The sequence below is a fragment of the Novosphingobium sp. ST904 genome (assembly GCF_001298105.1).
GTDB lineage: Bacteria > Pseudomonadota > Alphaproteobacteria > Sphingomonadales > Sphingomonadaceae > Novosphingobium.
Window position 1 is genome coordinate 59,575 of the sequence record NZ_LGJH01000162.1, and the last position, 22,591, is coordinate 82,165.

Annotated in this window: 14 protein-coding genes and 2 pseudogenes; 12 read left to right on the plus strand and 4 right to left on the minus strand. The window is 65.2% G+C overall.

What is annotated here, in order from left to right; genetic code table 11:
- Positions 1–7 precede the first annotated feature (7 nt).
- Positions 8–633: pseudogene (locus ADT71_RS24150) on the minus strand (cytochrome c family protein).
- Between the two features lie 130 nt (positions 634–763).
- On the opposite strand from ADT71_RS24150, the gene ADT71_RS24155 reads away from it, so the two are divergent.
- The 9 genes from ADT71_RS24155 (at position 764) to ADT71_RS24195 (ending at position 8,981) form a co-directional block, all read left to right on the plus strand.
- Positions 764–1,657 (plus strand): prephenate dehydratase, encoded by an 894-nt coding sequence (locus ADT71_RS24155; protein ID WP_054441021.1) that lies wholly within the window; start codon positions 764–766, stop codon positions 1,655–1,657.
- Between the two features lie 78 nt (positions 1,658–1,735).
- Positions 1,736–2,383: a hypothetical protein gene (locus tag ADT71_RS24160; protein ID WP_231636159.1), complete on the plus strand. Its 648-nt coding sequence runs from the start codon at positions 1,736–1,738 to the stop codon at positions 2,381–2,383.
- The gene (locus ADT71_RS24165) at positions 2,380–3,681 is read left to right on the plus strand and encodes a hypothetical protein (RefSeq protein WP_054441025.1); all 1,302 of its coding nucleotides are present in this window, start codon (positions 2,380–2,382) and stop codon (positions 3,679–3,681) included. The genes ADT71_RS24160 and ADT71_RS24165 overlap by 4 nt, the downstream gene beginning before the upstream one ends.
- Complete coding sequence (locus tag ADT71_RS24170; RefSeq protein WP_054441027.1) at positions 3,678–4,652, plus strand: MoxR family ATPase; 975 nt, start codon at positions 3,678–3,680, stop codon at positions 4,650–4,652. The genes ADT71_RS24165 and ADT71_RS24170 overlap by 4 nt, the downstream gene beginning before the upstream one ends.
- Before the next feature lie 4 nt (positions 4,653–4,656).
- Entirely contained in the window at positions 4,657–5,994 is a 1,338-nt protein-coding gene (locus ADT71_RS24175) for a DUF58 domain-containing protein (RefSeq protein ID WP_054441029.1), read from the plus strand.
- Positions 5,991–7,037, plus strand: a complete 1,047-nt coding sequence (locus ADT71_RS24180; RefSeq protein WP_054441031.1) for a stage II sporulation protein M — start codon at positions 5,991–5,993, stop codon at positions 7,035–7,037. Before ADT71_RS24175 ends, ADT71_RS24180 begins: the two co-directional genes overlap by 4 nt.
- Complete coding sequence (locus tag ADT71_RS24185) at positions 7,034–8,005, plus strand: RDD family protein (protein ID WP_054441033.1); 972 nt, start codon at positions 7,034–7,036, stop codon at positions 8,003–8,005. The genes ADT71_RS24180 and ADT71_RS24185 overlap by 4 nt, the downstream gene beginning before the upstream one ends.
- On the plus strand, positions 8,002–8,469 hold the full coding sequence (locus tag ADT71_RS24190; RefSeq protein ID WP_054441034.1) for a GNAT family N-acetyltransferase: 468 nt from the start codon (positions 8,002–8,004) through the stop codon (positions 8,467–8,469). The genes ADT71_RS24185 and ADT71_RS24190 overlap by 4 nt, the downstream gene beginning before the upstream one ends.
- Positions 8,469–8,981 (plus strand): GNAT family N-acetyltransferase, encoded by a 513-nt coding sequence (locus ADT71_RS24195; RefSeq protein ID WP_054441036.1) that lies wholly within the window; start codon positions 8,469–8,471, stop codon positions 8,979–8,981. The genes ADT71_RS24190 and ADT71_RS24195 overlap by 1 nt, the downstream gene beginning before the upstream one ends.
- Positions 8,982–8,994: 13 nt before the next feature.
- On the opposite strand, the gene ADT71_RS24200 is transcribed toward ADT71_RS24195, so the two are convergent.
- Positions 8,995–10,005, minus strand: a complete 1,011-nt coding sequence (locus ADT71_RS24200; RefSeq protein WP_054441038.1) for a CorA family divalent cation transporter — start codon at positions 10,003–10,005, stop codon at positions 8,995–8,997.
- A gap of 170 nt (positions 10,006–10,175) precedes the next feature.
- Between ADT71_RS24200 and ispG the strand changes: the two genes are divergently transcribed.
- The 3 genes from ispG to ADT71_RS24215 all read left to right on the plus strand — a co-directional run bounded on the left by ispG (position 10,176) and on the right by ADT71_RS24215 (position 13,312).
- Positions 10,176–11,303 carry a flavodoxin-dependent (E)-4-hydroxy-3-methylbut-2-enyl-diphosphate synthase gene (gene ispG / locus ADT71_RS24205; protein WP_054441040.1) on the plus strand — a complete coding sequence of 376 codons (1,128 nt, stop codon included), beginning with the start codon at positions 10,176–10,178 and terminating at the stop codon, positions 11,301–11,303.
- Positions 11,304–11,670: 367 nt separating this feature from the next.
- The gene (locus ADT71_RS24210) at positions 11,671–12,627 is read left to right on the plus strand and encodes a hypothetical protein (RefSeq protein WP_054441042.1); all 957 of its coding nucleotides are present in this window, start codon (positions 11,671–11,673) and stop codon (positions 12,625–12,627) included.
- Between the two features lie 259 nt (positions 12,628–12,886).
- Entirely contained in the window at positions 12,887–13,312 is a 426-nt protein-coding gene (locus tag ADT71_RS24215) for a hypothetical protein (RefSeq protein WP_054441044.1), read from the plus strand.
- Between the two features lie 86 nt (positions 13,313–13,398).
- Here ADT71_RS24215 and rpoC read toward each other — a convergent pair.
- Positions 13,399–17,692, minus strand: a pseudogene (gene rpoC, locus ADT71_RS24220) (DNA-directed RNA polymerase subunit beta').
- 78 nt (positions 17,693–17,770) lie between these two features.
- Positions 17,771–21,922 (minus strand): DNA-directed RNA polymerase subunit beta, encoded by a 4,152-nt coding sequence (gene rpoB, locus ADT71_RS24225; protein ID WP_054441046.1) that lies wholly within the window; start codon positions 21,920–21,922, stop codon positions 17,771–17,773.
- Positions 21,923–22,591: the final 669 nt, after the last annotated feature.

The window sequence follows — 22,591 nt, forward strand, 5'->3', positions numbered from 1 at the left end:
GAATGACTTACTGCGCGGGGGCTTCGCTTGCCTCGGCAGCCGGAGCCGCAGCACCTTCCGCGGGAGCGCGGCGGCATCGGCCGCCGGGGCCGCACCGGCAGCGGGCGCTGCGGGCAGCGGCAGGTTCGAACCCTGCGCGTTGAGATAGGCGATCACGTTGGCGCGGTCTTCACCCTTGGGCAGACCTGCAAACGTCATCTTGGTGCCGGGCGCGAAAGCCTTCGGGCTCTTCAGCCATTCGTTCAGCTTGTCGAAGTCCCACTTGCCGCCCACGCCCTTGAGCGCATCGGAGAAGGCGAACCCGGCCACGCCCTGACCGATGCCTTCACCGACCACGCCGTAAAGGTTGGGACCGATGCCGTTGGCACCGCCCTGGTTGATCGTGTGGCAGGAGGCGCACTTGGCAAAAGTGGCCTGTCCCTTGGCGGGATCGGCGCTGGCAAGGAGCGTTGCGATCGGGGCTTCGCCGCCGGCTTCGCTTTCCTGTTCCACACCTTCGATGGCATAACCCATCGTTTCGGGACGATGCGGCTTGTCCGCACGGAAGTAATGAGCGCTGACGCTGGTCAGACCGAGACCGACGATACCGGCGAACAAAGCCCAGCCGGCAATGGTGTTGAAACGATCATCCATTTGTTGTTTGCCCTTGCCCCACGGGTGGAGTTTTTTCTCATCCTCTTTGGCCTCAGGCTCTAGAGTTGCCAGCAGGTTAGTGCAAGAGCCATTGCGGACATCGCCTTTGCGGCTTAATCGCGCGGGCGCTATGCATTCCTATCCCGAACCCGCTCTCGACCTTGTCGCCCGCATGACCGAGGCCGCCGTGGCCGATCCCGCCCGCGCGGTAGCGCTTCAGGGAGCGCCCGGCTGCAACTCCCACCGCGCGGCGCTCGAACACGATCCGCAGTGCCTGCCGCTGCCGTGTTTTTCATTCGAGGACGCGCTCGATGCGGTGAAGGACGGGCGCGCGGACCGGGCGATCATCCCGATCGAGAACTCTCAGCACGGCCGCGTGGCGGACATTCACTTCCTGCTCCCCGAAAGCGGCCTGTCGATCGTCGGCGAGCATTTCATGAGAATCGAACATGCGCTGATGGCGCTGGGCGACGGACCGTTCTCGGCCGCCTACAGCCACCCGCAGGGCCTTGGCCAGTCGCGCCGTTACTTGCGTGAACGGGGCATCGTGCCGATGGCCTATGCCGATACCGCAGGGGCCGCCGCCTTCGTGCGCGAACAGGGCGACATGGCCGCCTGCGCCATCGCGCCCAAGCTCGCCGCCGAACTTTACGACCTCAAGATCGTCGAGGAAAACGTCGAGGACGCGGCGGACAACACCACGCGCTTCGTCGTGCTTGCCCGCGAACCGCTCGATCCCTTCGCGCTGAAGGGCGAGAAGGCGATGACCACTTTCATCTTCGAAGTGAAGAACATCGCCGCCGCGCTCTACAAGGCGCTCGGCGGATTCGCGACCAACGGCGTCAACATGACCAAGCTGGAGAGCTACCAGATCGGCGCCAGCTTCGCGGCGACGACGTTCTATGCCGATATCGAGGGCGCCCCCGGAGAGCCGCGCATCGACATGGCGCTCCAGGAACTGGCATTCCACTGCAAGTATGTCCGCCCGCTCGGCACTTACCGGCAGGCGCGTGCGCGGGGATAAGTCATCTAATTTCCACAACGGGTTGCACAGCTGATACCCCCATGCCAATCATCGCCGGGTATGGCTGGTGGGGGTCAGATGGCGGGTACGACCGCAAGCCGCGACGCGGCGAGCGACTGGGAAGCCGTGCGCAGCGTCGGCGATATCCAGTTCGCGCCGCTTGCCCGGGTCAAGCCTCCCGCAAACCCGCAAATTCCGGACTGGCTGCGCAAGCTGGGCGAAGTGCTCGAAAGCATCTTCGCACCGATCGGCAAGCTGCTGGGCATGTCGTGGCCGGTATTCGAGAAAGTGCTTATCGCCTTGGCGATCGTGCTCGTTCTCTTCGTGCTCTGGCGCATCTTCCACCCGCTGATCGAAACCTGGCTTAGCCGTCCCGCCGAAGCGCCCGAGGAAAGCTGGGCTCCCGCTGAAGCGGAGGCGCTGGCGCTGCTTGGCGATGCCGACCGCCTCGCCGCCGAGGGCCGCTTTGCCGCCGCGGTCCACTTGCTGCTGAAACGCAGCGTCGGCCAGATTCGCGACGCCCGGCCGGATTGGCTGCACCCGGCCACCACCGCCCGCGAAATATCCGCCTTGCCGATGCTCCCGCCAAACGGGCGCGAGACGTTCGCCACCATCGCCGCGCGCGTCGAACGCAGCCGCTTCGCCTTGCGCGATCTCGACCAGGATGACTGGAACGCCGCGCGCGAGGCCTATGCCCGTTTCGCCAAAGTGGAACTGCGCGCATGAGCGGGAAGAACGCCCCCGTAGCCGTAGGCGCCAACCCGTTCTCGCGCTGGGCGGTCCTGGGAATCGTTGTCGTGGGCGCCGCACTCTTCGTGGCCCTTCTGTGGATGATCGCCACCGGCGCGGGCTTCGAATCCGGCAACGACGGAAAGGCCCATGCCGAAGGACGCGGCCTCAACGGCTATGCCGCGCTGGCCGGCTATCTGGACAGACGCGGCTATGCCGTGACGCTCGGCAAGAGCCGTGGCGGTCTCGACAAGCCGGGCCTGCTGGTGCTCACCCCGCCCGCACAGGCCGACGGCAAGGAAATCAACCGGATCGTGGCAGCCCGGCGCTATGTCGGCCCCACTCTCGTCATCACGCCCAAATGGCTGGCCTTGCCGGCCGACAGCCGCCAGAAAGGCGCGAAGCGCGGTTGGGTGAACCTGCAGGGCATCGCGCCCCCGCGCTGGGAAGGTTTCCTCGACGAACTCTCGGCCCAGGTCTCGCCGATGACAGCGGCGGGCTGGCAGGGGGCAGGCCTTTCCGGCAAATTGCCGCGAACACGGTTCGTCATGTCCGGCGCTGGCACGGGCCTGGTGCGGCTGATCCATGCGGACGAAACACAGACGCTGGCCGGGTTCATGGATGACGGCGGAACCTACCCCCGCCTTGAGGCCATGGCCCAGGACCGCGTGCTCTATTCCGGTGAAGAGGAAGACCTCTATCCGCTGGTGATCGTGTTCGAGCCGGACCTGCTGGACAACTACGGCATGGCCCGCTTCGAAAATGCCCGGCTGGCCGAAGCCCTCGTCGGCGCGATGGAGGTGAAACCCGGCGATCCGATCACGTTCGACATGACGCTCAACGGCTTCGGCCGTTCACGGAACCTGCTCACGCTGGCCTTCACCCCGCCCTTCCTCGCCGCCACGCTCTGCCTGCTGATGGCCGCGCTGATCCTGGGCTGGCGTGCCTTCCTGCACTTCGGACCGCCGCTCGCCGCCGAACGGGCGATCGCCTTCGGCAAGCGCGCGCTGGTCGCCAATTCCGCAGGACTGGTGCGCCGCTCGCGCCGCCTGCACCTGATCGGCGCCCCTTACGCGGACCGCAGCCGTGAACGCCTGATGCGCGCCCTCGCCCTTCCCCGCTCGATGCCGGGCGAAGAAGCCGACGCCGCGATCGACCGCGCGCTGGCCTCTCGCAAGGCCGATGCCGAACCCTTTTCCGCGATTTCCGCCCGCCTCCGGCGCGCGCGGAAACCGCACGATCTCGTCAAGGCGGCGCGCGATCTCCACGCGCTCGAAAGGATGCTGACCCGATGACCGATGCCCCCAGTCTCGACCTCGCCGATGTCGCCGCGCTCGCCGGGGATATCCGCGAACAGATCGCCAAGGCGGTGGTCGGGCAGGCCGAAACCGTCGAACACCTGCTGATCGCTCTCCTCGCACGCGGGCACGTGCTGCTGGAAGGCCCTCCGGGAACCGCCAAGACCTTCCTCGCGCAGTGCTTCGCCGCCACGCTGGGGCTGGACTTCGGCCGCATCCAGTTCACCCCGGACCTGATGCCGGGCGATATCCTCGGCTCGAACCTGTTCAATTTCCAGACCAGCCAGTTCACCCTGACGCACGGGCCGATCTTCTGCGACCTGCTGCTCGCGGACGAGATCAACCGCACGCCGCCCAAGACGCAGGCCGCCCTGCTCGAAGCGATGCAGGAGCGCCGCGTCACGCTTGATGGCACCCCCCATGCCCTGCCCGCGCAGTTCATGGTCGTGGCCACGCAGAACCCGATCGAGAACCAGGGCGTCTATCCGCTGCCCGAAGCCCAGCTCGACCGCTTCCTGTTCAAGCTGAACGTGAGCTACCCCAGCTTCGAGGAAGAGCTGCGGATCGTCTCGCGCTTCGGCGAGAATCGCGGTGCGCCCAGTCCGGCCGAATGCGGCGTGGAAGCGGTGGCGAGCACGGCCATCCTCGAAGCCGCCTCGCGCACCGTCGCGGCGGTGACGCTGGCCGACAGCGTGACCGACTATGTCGTGCGGCTCGTTCGCGCCACTCGCGAAAGCCCGGACCTTGCCAGCGGCGCCAGCCCGCGTGCGGCCGTCCTGCTGGCCGGTGCGGCCCGTGCCCGTGCCGCGCTTGACGGGCGGGACTACGTGGTGCCGGACGATGTGAAGGCACTCGCCACCGCCGTGCTGCGCCACCGCCTCCTGCTCAGCCCCGCCGCCGAGATCGAAGGCAAGCAGGTCGAGGCGCTCGTCGCCCAGCTTGTCGAACAGACCGAGGCGCCGCGCTGAACCGATGAGCCTGCGCTCCGCCCCTCTCGTCCCGACCGCACGCGCCGCCGTGCTGCTGGCGCTCGCCGCGCCGGTGGCGCTGGTGATCGGCGCGACGCGGCCCGAGGCCTGGGTCGTGGCGCCGGCCTTCGGCCTCGCGGTGCTGGTGCTCATCCTGATCGACGGCCTGCTCGCCGGCGGGATGGAAGACCTGCGGGTCTCGGCCCCCGGCGATATCGAAGTGGGCAAGGACGCGCACTTCACCGCCGAGGCGGATCTTCCGCGCCGCGCCGCGCGGGCCGAACTCGCGCTCGAATGCGATCCCCGCCTCGCGCCGGGCGGCCGCGCCGCGTTTCCGCTGGAGCGGCCGGTTCCGGCCGGAAAGGCCCCCTGGAAAGGCACTTTCGCATTCCGCCCTTCGCGGCGCGGCACCGGCCGGATTTCCACGGCCTGGCTGCGCTGGACCGGGCCGCTCGGCCTTGGCGCACGGCAATTCCGGGGCGCGGTCGGCAAGGACGTGCGCGTCTGGCCCAACATCGAGGCCGTGCGCTCGCCCGCCTTGCAGACTTTCCTGAAGGACGCGCAGTTCGGCCTGATCGCCCGCCGCATCCGGGGCGAAGGCACGCAGTTCGAATCGCTGGCGGAATACCAGCCGGGCATGGACCGCCGCCGGATCGACTGGAAAAGCTCGGCCCGTCACGTCCATCTCTATGCCAAGGAGTACGAGACCGAGCGCAACAACCAGATCGTCTTCGCCTTCGATTGCGGCCAGGCGATGTGCGAGCCGATCCAGGGCATGCCCCGGCTCGACCGCGCGGTCTCGGCCGCGCTGGCCGCCGCTTATGTCGCACTGAAGGGCGGAGACCGCGTCTCGCTGTTCGGCTTTGCATCGCGCCCCGAAGTGGCGACGCCCTTCGTTGCCGCCTCGCGCGATTTCCACCGCCTCCAGCGGGCGGCCGCCGGCCTCGAATATCGGTCGGAAGAGCCCAACTTCACGCTCGCGCTGGCGACGCTGGCTTCACGGCTGCAACGTCGTTCGCTGATCGTGGTATTCTCCGAATTCGCAGATCCCACCAGCGCGCAGCTCATGATCGAATCGATTGGCCGCCTCGTCTCCCGCCATGTCGTGCTGTTCGTGACCATGGCCGATGACGAACTGGAAGCCATCTCCGATGCCCCGCCCGAGGATATGGAAGTGCTGTCGATGGCGGTCTCCGCCGATACCCTGCTGCGCCAGCGCGCGCTGGTCACGCGGCGGCTCCAGCAACTCGGCGTCGATGTGCTCGAGGCGCCCTGGCACACGATCGGCACGCGGCTGATCGACGCCTATCTGGAAATCAAGCGATCGGGAGCGATCGGATGAACGCCGCCACCCTTCTTCCCGACAACGCCATCTTCGCTCTCGAAAGCGCGGCGCTCCGGTCCGACCGCTTCCGGCTGGAGCGCGAGTCCGACTGGCAGCGGCTGGAGGCGATCGTCACCCGCATGGAAAAAGGCCGTTTGCGCCGCCTTTCCGACGAAGACCTGCTGGCGCTGCCCGGCCTTTACCGCACGGTGGCTTCAAGCCTTTCCATCGCGCGCGAAACCTCGCTCGATGCCGCCACGCTGGCTTACCTCGAAGCGCTGGTGCAGCGCGCGTGGTTCGTCGTCTACGGTCCGCGCAGTTCGCTATGGGATTGGCTGCGCGGCTTTCTCGGCGGCGGGTGGAGCGCCGCCGTGCGGGCGATCTGGATCGATGTGCTCGTGGCCCTGGCGGTCATGATCGCGGGCGCGGCCGTGGGCTGGCTGCTCGTCTCGCACGATGCCGACTGGTACCAGATCCTCGTGGGCGACATGGCGGGCAATCGCGTTCCCGGCGCCACGCCGGAAGCGCTCCGACAGACGATCTTCGGCGATACCGACCAGCCGGGGATGAGCGTGTTCGCCGCCCAGCTTTTCAGCAACAACGCACAAGTCTCGATCCTCGCCTTCGCGCTGGGCTTCGCCTTCGGCATACCCTCGCTGCTGCTGCTGGTGCAGAATCTGGCCTCGCTGGGAGCGATGCTGTGGCTCTACAACAGTGCGGGGCTGCTGGTCGACTTCGCCGGATGGCTGGCCATCCACGGCACCACCGAGCTTTTCGCGATCCTGCTGGCGGGCGCCGCGGGCCTGCACATCGGACGCGCCATCGCCTTTCCGGGCAATCGGCCGATCCTCCAGGCCACGGCCGAAGCGGGCCGCCGTGCCGCGCTGGTCATGACCGGCGTGGTGCTGATGCTGATCGTCGCCGCCCTGCTGGAAGGCTTCGCGCGCCAGCTCATCGACCAGACGTTCGGCCGCTTCGTCGTCGGCGGCTTCATGCTGGCGCTGTGGAGCGCCTATTTCTTCGCCTTCCGCGGCAATCGGGGCAAGGTCCGCGCGGCATGAACGCATCCGCGACCCGCACCCGTTTCACGCACCGGCGATCCTCCCGTGAACGCATGCTGGTGACGCCGGAAGGCATAACGGTGCCGGTCACCGTTGCCAGCCGGGGTTCGCGGGCCGGCGCGCTGATCCTCGATCTCGTCATCATCGCCGTACTGATCGCGGCCACGACGGCCGCGCTGATCTTCATTGCCGGCGGCATGACCGCGTTCGACCGCCAGCTCGAATCGAATAACGCGCTGGGCCATGCCCTGCAGTTCCTGGTGATCGTCTGGATCGTCATCATGTTCCTGTTCCGGAACGCCTATTTCCTGTTCTTCGAGCTGGGTCCGCGCGGGGCAACACCGGGCAAGCGCCTGGCCGGCATGAGGATCGCCGCGCGCGATGGCGGGCGGTTGACCGCGGAAATGGTGATCGCCCGTAACCTGCTGCGCGATATCGAACTGTTCCTGCCGGTGATCTTCATCATGCAGGCCGGGGTGGAAAGCAGCATGGGCTGGTTCGCCGCCGCCGGGTGGTTCGCCCTGTTCCTGCTGTTCCCCCTGTTCAACCGCGACGCACTGCGCGCCGGGGACGTGATCGCCGGCACCTGGGTCCTCGAACGGCCGCGCCGCAAGCTCGAGGCGGCGCTATCGGTCGGACTGGAGGCCGCGCCGAACCCTCCCATGGCCCGCGGCGACGAAGACTTTCCTGCCGTTGCCACGCGCCGCGCCTACCGCTTCGAGGACGCGGAACTGGCGGTTTACGGCGAATTCGAGCTTCAGGCACTCGAACGGGTGCTGCGCGAGAATCGCCAGCAGTCGATGGAAAGCGTGTACCAGACGATCGCGCAGAAAATCGGCCGGAACGATGGCTGGAACGATGAGCGCGCCTTCCTCGAAGCCTATTACACCCAGTTGCGCGCCCGACTGGAAGCGGGCATGCGCATGGGCCGCCGCAAGGCTGACAAGTTCTCCGGAGCGCCCGAATGACTCTCCATTTCACCATCGTCGAGGATGACCTGACCGGGCACGAGGTGCTCGGCCTGCTTCAGCTCCATCTCGATGAAATGCACCAGTGGTCGCCGCCCGAAAGCGTGCACGCCATGCCCGCCGAACGCCTGCGCCAGCCGGACGTGACGTTCTTCTCGGCATGGGACGGCGAGCGCCTGGCCGGATGCGGGGCGATCAAGCATCTCGGCGAGGGGCACGGCGAGCTGAAGTCGATGCGCGCCGCGCCCGATTATCGGGGCCGGGGCGCCGGCAAGGCGATCCTGCTGCGCCTTCTCGACGAAGCCCGGGCGCGCGGCTATGCGCGCGTCAGCCTGGAAACCGGGCGCCCCGAACCCTTCCACGCCGCGCACGGCCTCTACCGCGCCAACGGCTTCACCGAATGCGAACCTTTCGGAGGCTACCGCCCCGATCCGTTCTCGATCTGCATGACCAAGGAACTGTGATGAACCTGCGCCCCGCCACCGCCGAGGATGCCGCCGCACTCGCCGATCTCGGCAGGCGCAGCTTCGTGGTGAAGTTCGGGCACATGTACACGCCCGAGGATCTCGCCAATTTCCTGGAGGATTCGCACAGCGAGGCGAAAGTCGCCAAGGAGATCGCCGATCCCGGGATGCGTATCATGCTGGCGGTCGAGGAAGACCGGCTACTGGGCTATTGCAAGATGGTGCTGGACTGCGGCTGGCCCGAACATGCGCGCGGCGGCGCGGTCATCGAACTCAAGCAGCTCTATACCGATCCCGAGGCCACCGGGCGGGGCATCGGCGCCAGCCTGATGGACTGGGCGCTCGACCTCGCGCGGGAACGCGCCGCCGACGAAGTGCAGCTCTCCGTATGGAGCGGCAACGAGGGCGCGCAGAAGTTCTATGCCCGCTACGGCTTCGGCAAGGTTGCCGACATCCACTTCATGGTCGGCGAGCAGCGCGACGAGGAATTCCTGTTCGCCCGCATGATGTGAGGGCCGGCGCGCTTCAAAGCCACTTGAGCCGGCGCGCCACCATGATCTCCGCCGCAAAGATGCACAGGCACATCAGGACGATGATCCAGAACCCGTGAGAGCCCGGCGCGGCCAGCGGGATGTCACCCACGTTGATGCCCAGCAGCCCGGTGATGAAGCTGAGCGGCAGGAAGATTCCGGCCACGATCGTCAGCAGGTACTGCGTCTTCTGCGTATTGGCGGCGGCACGGGCGCGGATATCGTCCTGCAAGACCACGGCGCTTTCCTTGCTGATGTCGAGATCGTCGAGATGGCGGCGCAGCCGGGCGATGGTCTCGGCGATCTCGCGCCGGTCGTGCTCCTCGAACCAGGCAGGCGCGCTGTTGGCGATGCTGGTCAGTGCCTCGTGCTGGGGGGACATGTGCCGCTTGAGCGCCAGGCAGTTGCGGCGAACCGCCACGATCTTGTCCAGCATCTCCCCGGTATCGTTGCCGATCGTCTCGTCTTCCAGCTCGTCGATCATGTCGTTCATGTCGATGATCGAGTGGCTCATGCGGTCGATCATGTGCTCGGTCAGCGCGGTGACGAGCGCGCCGGCATCGTTCGGCCCCATCCCGCTGTCGATCTCGTTGCAGACGATGCGCGGGGTCTGGAGCGGCAGGCGGCGCAGGGTGACGACGCGGACGCCATCGCTCCAGAGCTGCATGGAGACCATGTCCTCCGGCTCCGCGCCCGGATTGAAGTTGATGCCGCGCAAGGTGGCGACCAGCGAATGGCCCTCGCGGAACGCACGCGGCCGGGTGGCGTCGCTGGTGAGCAGTTCGGCGGTCGGCTCGGTCAGTTCCAGCCAGTCTTCCAGCCATTCCTGCACGCCCAGGTGCGTGCGCAGCAGGTGAATCCACAGCACCGGTTCGGCGGCAGTGGGATGCCAGCGCTGCACTTCGTCCCAGTCGATCGGCCGGCCTCCGCCTTCGCCATCGAGCACGCGGCCGAACAGCAGGGGCAGGTGCGCGCCGCTGTCATCGTTCAGGACTTCTTCCTTCATGCCCGCCCTGATGCCCGAAATCCCTGGGCCGCAAAAGGCCCAGGCGATATCCGCCGCGAAACCGGTGGCAAGCCCATCTGCCCCCGGTCCTGCATCGAAAGCCGAAAGGCTTATCGCCGCCCGCGCAATCGTGCTTCAAACCACGCCCGCAAGCGCCTATAGGGGGCGCCATGTCTTCCATACGTCCCTGGCGCGATATCGAACGCCGCAAGAGCCGCCAGATCATGGTCGGCAATGTACCCGTCGGCGGCGATGCCCCGATCACGGTGCAGACCATGACCAACACCCTGACCTCCGACGCCGGGGCGACGATCGACCAGATCCGCCGCTGCGAGGATGCCGGGGCCGATCTCATCCGCGTCTCCTGCCCCGATGTGGAAAGCACGGCAGCGATGCGCGAAATCGTGCGAGCGTCCCGCGTTCCGCTGATCGCGGACATCCATTTCCACTACAAGCGCGCCCTTGAAGCGGCAGATGCCGGCGCCGCGTGCCTGCGCATCAACCCTGGCAACATCGGCTCGTCCGACCGCGTGGCCGAAGTGGTGCGTGCCGCCAAGGCCAACGGCTGCGCGATCCGCATCGGCGTGAATGCGGGCAGCCTCGAAAAGGACCTGCTGGAAAAATACGGCGAGCCCTGCCCCGAAGCGCTGGTCGAATCGGCGCTCGACCATATCAAGCTGCTTCAGGACCACGATTTCCACGAGTACAAGGTGGCGGTGAAGGCCAGCGACGTGTTCCTCGCCGTGGCCGCCTATCAAGGGCTTGCCGACGCGGTGGACTGCCCGCTGCACCTTGGCATCACCGAGGCGGGCGGGCTGATCGGCGGCACCGTGAAATCCTCGATCGGCATGGGCATGCTGCTCTGGTCCGGGATTGGCGACACCCTGCGCGTCTCGCTTTCGGCCGAGCCGGAAGAGGAAGTCCGCGTCGGCTTCGAGATGCTCAAGGCGCTGGGCCTGCGCACGCGCGGCGTGCGCGTCGTCTCCTGCCCGTCGTGCGCCCGCCAGGGGTTCGACGTGATCCGCACGGTGGAGGCGCTGGAAGACCGTCTCCAGCACATCAAGACGCCGATCTCGCTGTCCGTGCTCGGCTGCGTGGTGAACGGCCCGGGCGAAGCGCGCGAGACCGACATCGGCCTCACCGGCGGCGGCAACGGCAAGCACATGGTCTATCTCTCGGGCGTGACCGACCACGTCGTGCAGTCCGAGGAAATGCTCGACCACATCGTGAGGCTGGTGGAAGCCAAGGCTGCCGAGATCGAAGCTGCCAACGCGGCCGAGGCTCAGGCGGCGGAGTAAGCCCGCATTGTCGCGCTCCCAGGGGGCGCGACAACCTGCATCAACGGTGCCGGATCAGGCGCCCAGCCCCGAGAACCCGGACCAGACCACGAAAGTGGCCATGGCAATGATCGAGGCCATGACGGCCGGGACGAGTTTCGATTCGGGGCTGCTCATAACCTGTCCATGCCTTGCCAAAGTGCTTTGCCTGAGCGGGATGGCGCCTTTCTAGCGACGCCGGCGCGGCGGGGCCATGTCGCAGGTCGGACGGATTCCGCGCCCCGTCGAACACAGCGCCCCGCTCTGCGTCCGCGCGCGCCTTCTTGCGTCTTGCCGTATCCCCAGCCCCCGCGTTATCCAGTGGCCGCGACTACAAAAGGGGGAAATCTTGAAATCAAAGGCTTCGGCGGCCCTGCTGCTGGCGACCGCGCTCGTCTGCACGACGACCGCAACGGCTCAGACGGCGCTCGATGCGGGCAGCATCGCACCGCCGGCTCCGACGATCAACGACACCAGGGACAAGGGACCTGCCGATCCGCTGTCCGTCCTTCCCGAGGATGTGAAGAAATACGGCTCGCTCTATCTGCGGTGCGACGGCCAACCCAACAACATCACCGGCGCGGAAAGCTTTGCGCGGCTTCTGGGCGCGGTCACGCTACTGGCCCTGTTCGCCCCTCCGCCCGAGGCTGGCAATCCCTCGAAGCGGCTGCTTGCCGAACGCGGCGTGGCGGCCTGCAGCAAGCTGCTCGACGATCCCAAAGAGGAAACCAACGGCCTGCGCCGCCTGCCGCTGATCCTGGCCCGGGCAGTCCACCAGTTCGAAGCCAAGGACTACAAGGCGGCCCTTGCCGATGTCACCAAGGCGCGGGGAGAGGCGCAGGCGCTGGGGCTGATCGGCAATTCCTACTTCGACCGTTCGATGGGGCTTTCCTTCAACCTCCTCGAATCCCAGGCCCTGCTGCGCCTGGGTCAACCTGCCGAGGCCCGTCAGGTCAGCCTGCGCAACGCGCTGGCCATGCCTTACAGCTTCTACGCCGGCATTTCGACGCGGCCCTATAGCTCCTTCCAGCGCAGCATGAGCACCGAGGAAGAGCAGTACTACCGCAACATGAGCCGGATTTCCGCGTTTTCGGCGTGGCCCTGGCTGACCGTCTTGACGAAGTGGGACGCTTCTCCGAAGCTGCCGTGCTGCGCGACGAGACGATCGGCTTCCTCACGGAACTCGACGGCGATACACAGCGTTCCTGGCCACTCGCCAACGCCGCCATCTCCCATGCACTGGCCGGAAACTGGGCATTGGCGGCCGAACGGGCGAAGAAGGCCCGCGAAAACATGGACGCCCTGATAGCCAAGGGAAAACCGGAGGAGAACCAGTCGGCCATCGTCGAGCGTCTCGACCTCTACGATATCCTGCTGCTCGCCCATGACGGCAAGGTCGACGACGCCCGCCGCAATTTCGCAGCCCGCTCGCAATGGCTCTCGCCCAGCTTCGGCGCCCTTCTGGCCACCAATGCCATGCTCAGGAAGGATGCAAAGCCCGAACAGCTCTTCGGATCGCTGGCCCAGACTCCCGAGCAGATCTGGGCCTGCGAGAGAAGAACGAGATGGCCAAGCTGCTCGAAACGGACGGCAACAACCGGACGCTGTTCACCTACATCCTGCCTTACGCGCAGATCAAGGACTACGAGCGCCTCAGCAAGGACGTCTGGAACGCGCAGAAATCGAAACTGATCGCCAAGGAGCCGATCAGGAATTCGAAGTTCTACGTGGTCAATATCTGGTCCGATGCGATGACCCAGCCCGAAGCCTTGCTGCTCCACAGCGCGCTTCTGGCCAAGGCCAGGGGGTTCAGCGGCTTCATCTACCTCTCCCTGCCCAACCGTCCGCAAAGCGGCATCGTCCGCTTCGGCAATCCCGGCGATGCCGGGATGATGTCCGGCAGTTATCTCGATGCCGATGCCGTCATCGCCGACTTGCGCAAGGTCATTCCCTCGCCCGAGGAACTGGCGGCGCGGCGCAAGACCGCCTGACCCCGGACAGACCGACCAGCAAAAAGCCCCGCCGGAGCGATCCAGCGGGGGCTTTTAGTTTGCCTGTGTGGCGGGAGGGGAGAGGCTTACGCCTCGCCGCCCTCCTCGTCGCCCTTGATCAGGTAATCGCCGGCATCGGCATCCAGACCATGGGTTTCACCTTCGACCGCAGCGAGAGGATCGTTGCCGATCGCAGCTTCCGGGCCCTGGGCCAGTTCGGCTGCATGCTCTTCTTCCGCCGTGTTGGCGGCGATCAGGGCTTCCTGCATGCGACGGTAGGACGCACGCAGCGCGAGGTCGCGGCTGGTAGCCGCCACGCGGACGCGGTTCATGCCGGCACCGGTACCCGCCGGGATGAGGCGGCCGACGATGACGTTTTCCTTGAGGCCGATGAGCGAGTCCTTCTTGCCCTCGACAGCCGCCTGCGTGAGCACGCGGGTGGTCTCCTGGAACGACGCCGCCGAGATGAACGAGCGGGTCTGGAGCGACGCCTTGGTGATGCCGAGAAGCACCGGCTTGCCTTCCGCGGGCATCTTGCCCTCGGGAAGCTTGCTGTTGATCTCGAACATTTCCTCGTAGTCGACCTGTTCGCCCGGCAGCAGGGTGGTGTCGCCACCGGCCGTGATCTCGACCTTCTGCAGCATCTGACGAACGATCGTCTCGATGTGCTTGTCGTTGATCTTCACGCCCTGCAAGCGGTAGACTTCCTGGATTTCCGCAACGAGATATTCTGCCAGAGCCTCGACGCCGAGGACTTCCAGAATGTCGTGCGGATCGGGCGAACCGGAGATCAGGTTGTCGCCCTTCTTCACGAAGTCGCCTTCCTGAACGTCGATCACGCGGCTCTTCGGGATCAGGTACTCGATCGGTTCACCCTCTTCCGGGATGATCGCGATCTTGCGCTTGGCCTTGTAGTCACGCACGAACTCGATGCGGCCCGACACCTTGGCGATGATCGAGTTGTCCTTCGGCTTGCGGGCCTCGAACAGTTCGGCAACGCGCGGCAGACCGCCGGTGATGTCGCGGGTCTTGGCGGCTTCGCGCGAAGCACGGGCGATGATGTCGCCGGCTTCGACGGTCTGGCCATCCTCGACCGAGAGGGTGGTGCCCGGCGCCATCATGTAGCGCGCGGTTTCACCCGACGAATCGTCCAGAAGAGTGATGCGCGGACGCAGGTCTTCCTTCTTCTTCGCGGTGCGCGACGAACGGTCTTCGGTGACGACGCGGCTGGTCATACCGGTTGCATCGTCGACGTGCTCGGTCAGGGTGCGGGTATCCAGGAGGTCCTGATACTTCACCACGCCCGAGGTTTCGGTGATGATCGGCAGCGAGAACGGATCCCACTCTGCCAGGCGTTCGCCTTCCTTCACCGAAGCGCCGTTGGTGTGGAGCAGCACCGTACCGTAAGGCACGCGGTGCATGGCGCGCTCGCGGCCTTCGCTGTCATAGACCACGATTTCGCCGTTACGGGCGAGCGACAGGCGACGACCGCGCTTGTCGACGATCGTCGGGATATCGCGATACTCGACCTTACCGTCGCACATCGATTCCAGGTGGCTGGTTTCGTTGAGCTGGGCGCGCGCCGATGTGGAAGGTACGCATGGTGAGCTGCGTGCCCGGTTCACCGATCGACTGCGCGGCGATGACGCCGACAGCTTCACCGATGTTGACCGGAGTACCACGCGCCAGGTCACGGCCGTAGCACTTGCCGCAGACGCCCTGCTGGGCTTCGCAGACCAGCGGCGAACGGATGCGGGCAGCCTGCAGGCCGGTCGCCTCGATCGCAGCCACTGCGGCTTCGTCGAGGAGCTGGCCCTTGGCGGCAACGACATTGCCTTCCTTGTCGACGATGTCCTCGGCCAGGGTACGGCCCAGGATACGCTCGGCGAGCGAGGCGATGGTGGAACCGCCCTGCACGATCGAACGCATTTCCAGCGCGCGCTCGGTACCGCAATCCTCGATCACGACGACGCAGTCCTGCGACACGTCGACCAGACGGCGGGTCAGGTAACCCGAGTTCGCCGTCTTCAGTGCCGTGTCGGCCAGACCCTTACGGGCGCCGTGGGTCGAGTTGAAGTATTCAAGAACGGTCAGACCTTCCTTGAAGTTCGAGATGATCGGCGTTTCGATGATCTCGCCCGACGGCTTGGCCATGAGGCCGCGCATACCGCCAAGCTGCTTCATCTGCGCCGGGCTACCACGCGCACCGGAGTGGCTCATCATGTAGATCGAGTTGATCTGGGCCATGCGGCCCGTCTCGGGATCGATCGGCTGGGCCTTCAGCTCTTCCATCATGGCGTTCGCCACCTGGTCGCCGCAACGGCTCCAGGCGTCGATCACCTTGTTGTACTTTTCCTGCTGGGTGATGAGGCCGTCCTGGTACTGCTGCTCGTAATCGGCCACCAGTTCCTTGGTCTCGCCCACGAGCGCTTCCTTCGAATCCGGGATGATCATGTCATCCTTGCCGAAGGAGATGCCCGCCTTGAACGCGTTGCGGAAGCCGAGCGACATGATCGCGTCGGCAAACAGCACCGTGTCCTTCTGGCCGGTGTGACGGTAGACCTGATCGATGACGTCACCGATTTCCTTCTTGGTCAGAAGGCGGTTGACGACGTCGAAGGGCACCGTGTGCGACTTCGGCAGGCATTCGCCCAGCAGCATGCGGCCCGGAGTGGTCTCGAAGCGCTTCATGTACTGACCGCCGTTCTCGTCGGTCTGCGGCACGCGGGCCTCGATCTTCGAGTGCAGCGTCACGGCGCCGACGTGAAGTGCCTGGTGCACTTCGGCCATGTCCGCGAACTTCATGCCTTCGCCCGGCTCGCCGGTGCGGTCCATCGACAGGTAGTACAGGCCGAGAACCATGTCCTGCGAAGGAACGATGATCGGCTTGCCGTTCGCCGGCGACAGGATGTTGTTGGTGGACATCATCAGCACGCGCGCTTCAAGCTGGGCTTCCAGCGAGAGCGGCACGTGGACAGCCATCTGGTCACCGTCGAAGTCGGCGTTGAAGGCCGAGCAGACGAGCGGGTGCAGCTGGATCGCCTTGCCTTCGATCAGCACGGGCTCGAAGGCCTGAATGCCGAGACGGTGGAGCGTGGGCGCGCGGTTCAGCATGACCGGGTGCTCGCGAATGACTTCGTCGAGGATGTCCCAGACTTCCTTGCGCTCCTTCTCGACCCACTTCTTGGCCTGCTTCAGGGTCATCGAAAGACCCTTGGCGTCCAGACGGGCGTAGATGAACGGCTTGAACAGCTCGAGCGCCATCTTCTTGGGGAGACCGCACTGGTGCAGCTTGAGTTCCGGGCCGGTCACGATGACCGAACGGCCCGAATAGTCGACGCGCTTGCCGAGAAGGTTCTGACGGAAGCGGCCCTGCTTGCCCTTGAGCATGTCGGACAGCGACTTCAGCGGACGCTTGTTGGCGCCGGTGATGACGCGGCCGCGGCGGCCGTTGTCGAACAGGGCGTCAACGGCTTCCTGGAGCATGCGCTTTTCGTTGCGGACGATGATGTCCGGCGCGCGCAGCTCGATCAGGCGCTTCAGGCGGTTGTTGCGGTTGATGACGCGGCGATAGAGGTCGTTGAGGTCCGACGTCGCGAAGCGGCCGCCGTCCAGCGGCACCAGCGGACGCAGTTCCGGCGGGATGACCGGCACGACCTCAAGGATCATCCACTCGGGACGGTTGCCCGAATCGATGAACGATTCCACGACCTTGAGGCGCTTGATGATCTTCTTGGGCTTGAGTTCCGACTTGGTCGTCTCAAGTTCCTGGAGAAGGTCCGCACGCTCTTGCTCGAGGTCGAGATTGATGAGCATGTGCTTCACCGCCTCGGCGCCGATACCGGCCGAGAAGGCGTCTTCGCCATACTCGTCCTGCGCGTCGAGCATCTCGTCTTCGGTGAGGAGCTGGTACTTCTCGAGCGGGGTCAGGCCCGGCTCGATGACGATGTAGCTCTCGAAGTAGAGGACGCGCTCAAGCTGCTTGAGCTGCATGTCGAGCAGCAGGCCGATGCGCGACGGCAGCGACTTGAGGAACCAGATGTGCGCAACCGGCGCGGCCAGTTCGATGTGGCCCATGCGCTCGCGGCGCACCTTGGTCACGGTGACTTCGACGCCGCACTTTTCGCAGACGACGCCCTTGTACTTCATGCGCTTGTACTTGCCGCAAAGGCATTCGTAGTCCTTCACGGGACCGAAGATGCGGGCGCAGAAGAGGCCGTCACGCTCAGGCTTGAACGTACGGTAGTTGATGGTTTCCGGCTTCTTGATTTCGCCGAAGGACCAGGAGCGGATGCGCTCGGGGCTCGCCAGACCGATCTGGATCTGGTCGAACGTCTCGGGCTTCGCCATCTGGTTCGTGAACTTGGACAGGTCGTTCATAGTTTCAGTCCCTCTGGAGGGTAAATTCTCTGGGCGCGGGGCAGGCAGGGCGGAGCGCGAAGGCTCCGCCCGATCCCGTTATTCCGCCGCGATCGCCACGCCGTCGTCGTCGGTATCGATCGACGAGAGTTCGACGTTGAGACCCAGCGAGCGCATTTCCTTGACGAGCACGTTGAAGCTCTCGGGAATGCCGGCCTCGAAGGTGTCGTCGCCCTTGACGATCGCTTCGTAGACCTTGGTGCGGCCGACAACGTCGTCCGACTTAACCGTGAGCATTTCCTGCAGAGTGTACGCCGCGCCGTAGGCCTGGAGAGCCCAGACCTCCATTTCACCGAAGCGCTGGCCACCGAACTGCGCCTTACCGCCCAGCGGCTGCTGGGTGACGAGCGAGTAGGGGCCGATCGAACGCGCGTGGATCTTGTCGTCGACAAGGTGGTGCAGCTTGAGCACGTACTTGCAGCCGACAGTGACCTTGCGGTCGAAGCGGTCGCCGGTGCGGCCGTCGTACAGGTCCACCTGGCCCGACTCGTCGAGACCGGCGAGACGCAGCATGTCGGTGACATCCTTCTCGACCGCGCCGTCGAACACCGGCGAACCCATCGGCACGCCCAGACGGACGGCACCGGCGAACTCGACGATCTGCTCGTCAGTGCGCGCGTCGATCTCCGCGGTGTAGTTGTCGCCGTAGACTTCCTTGAGCAGCTCGCGAACCGCTTCGGGCGGCTGGCCGGCTTCCGGGTTCGGATTGGCTGCACGCCAATCGTCCAGAGCCGCGCCGATGCGCTTGCCGAGGCCGCGGGCGGCCCAGCCAAGGTGCGTCTCGAAGATCTGACCGACATTCATGCGCGAAGGCACGCCCAGCGGGTTCAGCACGAAGTCGACAGGCGTACCGTCCTCGAGGAAGGGCATGTCTTCCAGCGGCAGGATGCGGCTGATGATACCCTTGTTACCGTGACGGCCGGCCATCTTGTCGCCCGGCTGAAGCTTGCGCTTCACGGCCACGAAGACCTTGACCATCTTGAGCACGCCGGGCGCGAGTTCGTCACCGCGTTCCAGCTTCTCCTTGCGGTCCTCGAACTTCTCCTGGATCGCCTTGACGGTGAGGTCGTACTGGGTCTTCACCGCTTCGAGCTGCGACTGCATGTGATCGTCCGCAACCGCGAACTTCCACCATTCGTGACGCTCGACCTCGTCCAGCACCTCGTCGGTGATGTCCACGCCCTTCTTGATGCCCTTGGGCGCCGAAGCGGCGACCTGGCCGAGGAGCATGTCCTTCAGACGGTTGTAGGTGGCGCGGTTGAGGATCGCACGTTCGTCCTCGCGGTCCTTGGCGAGGCGTTCGATTTCCTCGTTCTGGATCGCGCGGGTACGGTCGTCGACCTCGATGCCGTGGCGGTTGAAGACGCGCACGTCGACGATCGTTCCCGAAACGCCCGGCGGCAGACGCAGCGAGGTGTCGCGGACGTCCGAAGCCTTTTCACCGAAGATGGCGCGCAGGAGCTTTTCTTCCGGCGTCATCGGGCTTTCGCCCTTCGGCGTGATCTTGCCGACCAGGATGTCACCCGGGTGCACTTCGGCGCCGATGTAGACGATGCCCGCTTCGTCGAGGTTGCGCAGGGCTTCCTCGCCGACGTTCGGGATGTCGCGGGTGATGTCTTCCGGACCCAGCTTGGTGTCGCGGGCCATAACCTCGAACTCGTCGATGTGGATCGAGGTGAAGACGTCTTCCTTCACGATCCGCTCGGAGATGAGGATGGAGTCTTCGTAGTTGTAGCCGTTCCAGGGCATGAACGCGACGAGCACGTTGCGGCCCAGCGCCAGTTCGCCGAACTCGGTCGACGGACCGTCGGCGATGGTATCGCCGGCCTGGACCACTTCGCCCACCTTCACCAGCGGACGCTGGTTGATGCAGGTCGACTGGTTCGAGCGTTCGAACTTCTGCAGGCGGTAGATGTCGACGCCCGACTTGCCGGGTTCGATATCGCCCGAGGCGCGGATGACGATACGGGTGGCATCGACCTGGTCGACGATACCGGCGCGCAGCGCCGAGATCGCGGCGCCCGAATCGCGCGCCACCGTCTCTTCCATGCCGGTGCCGACGAACGGAGCGTCCGCCTTCACGAGCGGCACGGCCTGACGCTGCATGTTCGAGCCCATGAGTGCGCGGTTGGCGTCGTCGTTTTCCAGGAACGGAATGAGCGAGGCGGCCACCGAGACGAGCTGCTTGGGCGAAACGTCCATCAGCGTGATCTGATCGCGCGGGCTCATCACGAATTCGCCGTTCTGGCGAGCCGAGACGAGTTCCTCGACGAAGGAGCCGTCCGCGTTCAGTCCGGCCGAAGCCTGCGCGACGGTGTGCTTCTGCTCTTCCATGGCCGAGAGGTAGACGACCTCGCCCGACACATGACCGTCCACCACGCGGCGATACGGCGTTTCGATGAAGCCGTACTTGTTGACGCGGGCGAAGGTCGAGAGCGAGTTGATCAGACCGATGTTCGGGCCTTCCGGCGTTTCAATCGGGCAGATACGGCCATAGTGGGTCGGGTGAACGTCGCGGACTTCGAAGCCGGCGCGCTCACGGGTAAGACCACCCGGGCCCAAGGCCGAAACGCGGCGCTTGTGGGTGACTTCCGACAGCGGGTTGGTCTGGTCCATGAACTGCGAGAGCTGCGAGGAACCGAAGAACTCGCGAACGGCGGCCACGGCGGGCTTGGCGTTGATGAGATCGTTCGGCATGACCGTCGACACGTCGACAGACGACATGCGCTCCTTCACGGCGCGCTCCATGCGGAGCAGGCCGACGCGGTACTGGTTTTCCAGCAGCTCGCCCACCGAACGCACGCGGCGGTTGCCGAGGTTGTCGATGTCGTCGATTTCGCCCTTGCCGTCCTTGAGGCCGACCAGTTCCTTTACGACCGCGAGAATGTCGTCGGTGCGCAGGGTGGTGACAGTATCCTCGACTTCGAGGCCGAGACGCATGTTCAGCTTGACGCGGCCCACGGCCGAGAGGTCGTAGCGATCGGCGTCGAAGAACAGGCCGGCGAAGAGAGCTTCGGCGGTTTCCTTCGTCGGCGGTTCGCCCGGACGCATGACCTTGTAGATCGCTTCCAGACCCATGTCGCGGTTTTCGGCCTTGTCGGCCTTCATCGTGTTGCGGATCCAGGGACCCGTGTTCACGTCGTCAATGTCGAGCAGGTCGATCTGGTCGATGCCCGCGCGGTCGAGCGCTTCGAGGTTCTCCGGCGACACTTCGTCACCGGCCTCGATGTAGATGCGGCCGGTCGACTCGTCGATCAGGTCCTTGGCCGAATAGCGGCCGAAGATTTCCTCGGTCGGGATGAGGAGTTCCTCAAGACCGTCCTTCTGCGCCTTGTTGGCGGCACGCGGGCTGATCTTCTGGCCGGCCGCGAACACGACTTCGCCCGACTTGGCGTCGACGATGTCGAAGGCGGGCTTGGCGCCGCGCCATGCTTCGGGCTGGTAAGGCAGCTGCCAGCCGCCCGAGCCACGCTTCCAGGTCACGGTCTGGTAGAAATAGTCGAGGATCTGCTCGCTATCGAGGCCGAGGCTGTAAAGCAGCGCGGTGACCGGCAGCTTGCGCTTGCGGTCGATACGCACGTTCACGATGTCCTTGGCGTCGAACTCGAAGTCGAGCCACGAACCACGGTAGGGGATCACGCGGGCAGCGAAGAGGAACTTGCCCGAGGAGTGGGTCTTGCCGCGGTCATGGTCGAACAGGACGCCCGGCGAACGGTGCATCTGCGAGACGATGACGCGCTCGGTGCCGTTGATGAAGAAGGTGCCGTTTTCCGTCATCAGGGGCATGTCGCCCATGTAGACGTCCTGCTCCTTGATATCGAGGACCGAGCGGGTCTCGGTCTCGGCGTCCACTTCGAACACGATGAGGCGCAGCGTGACCTTCATCGGGGCCGCATAAGTGATGCCGCGCTGGCGGCACTCGGTCACGTCGTACTTCGGCTCTTCCAGCTCGTAGTGGACGAAGTCGAGTTCGCTGGTGCCGGCGAAGTCGCGGATCGGGAAGACCGAACGCAGGGTCTTTTCGAGGCCCGAGACGTAGCCCGTCGCCGGGTTCGAGCGCAGGAACTGTTCGTAGCTCTCGCGCTGGACCTCGATGAGGTTCGGCATCTGGACGACTTCGTGGATGTCGCCAAAGATCTTGCGGATCCGCTTCTTGACGGAGCGGCGGTTATCGACGGGCTTGGTGGCCATGACCTGGTCTTTGCCTCTTCGCTTCTGAGGGCCGATTCGAAAGGACCGGCCCGAGTAATTTCGTCTTCGCGAGGACGTCTTGTCCGCTTATCCGAAACACCAAAAGGCCGCACGGCACGCGCGGAAACCCTGAGGTTTTACCGATGCGGCCAGCAGCCTTCTGCGTCAGATGAACTCGTTCCGCTTCCTTCCCGGGCATGTCCCCGCGCATGGACATGCCTTGCTCGAAGCGATCGAGCTAGGGCGTCATATAGGAGTGCGGGACCATGGTGTCAAACCCCGCCTCGCCCCGAAAACAGATGACGGGCCGACAAGGCCATTGCCGCAACCAATCAAGGCAGCGGCGACAGGTGCCAAAATCGTGAACGCCAAATGAACAACGCGTTTTCCTTTTGAAATGTTATTTATTAGGAAAAAATCATGCATGAGTATCAGCGCACACAACCCAGCAATTCGTCGTCCTATTTGCTTCGTTTCGCCGCGAATTCACAAGTTGTCGGGTAACTTCGTCGCATTTCCCGCATTGGACATGCATGGAAAAAGCTCACGCCCCCCGCTCGCATGTCGCGCTTACGGCGATTGCCGCCGTCCTCGCGTTCACTTCCGCCCCTGCCTTCGCGCAGGAAGCGGTATCACCGCCACTGCGACGCAGCCGCTCCGACAATTGCC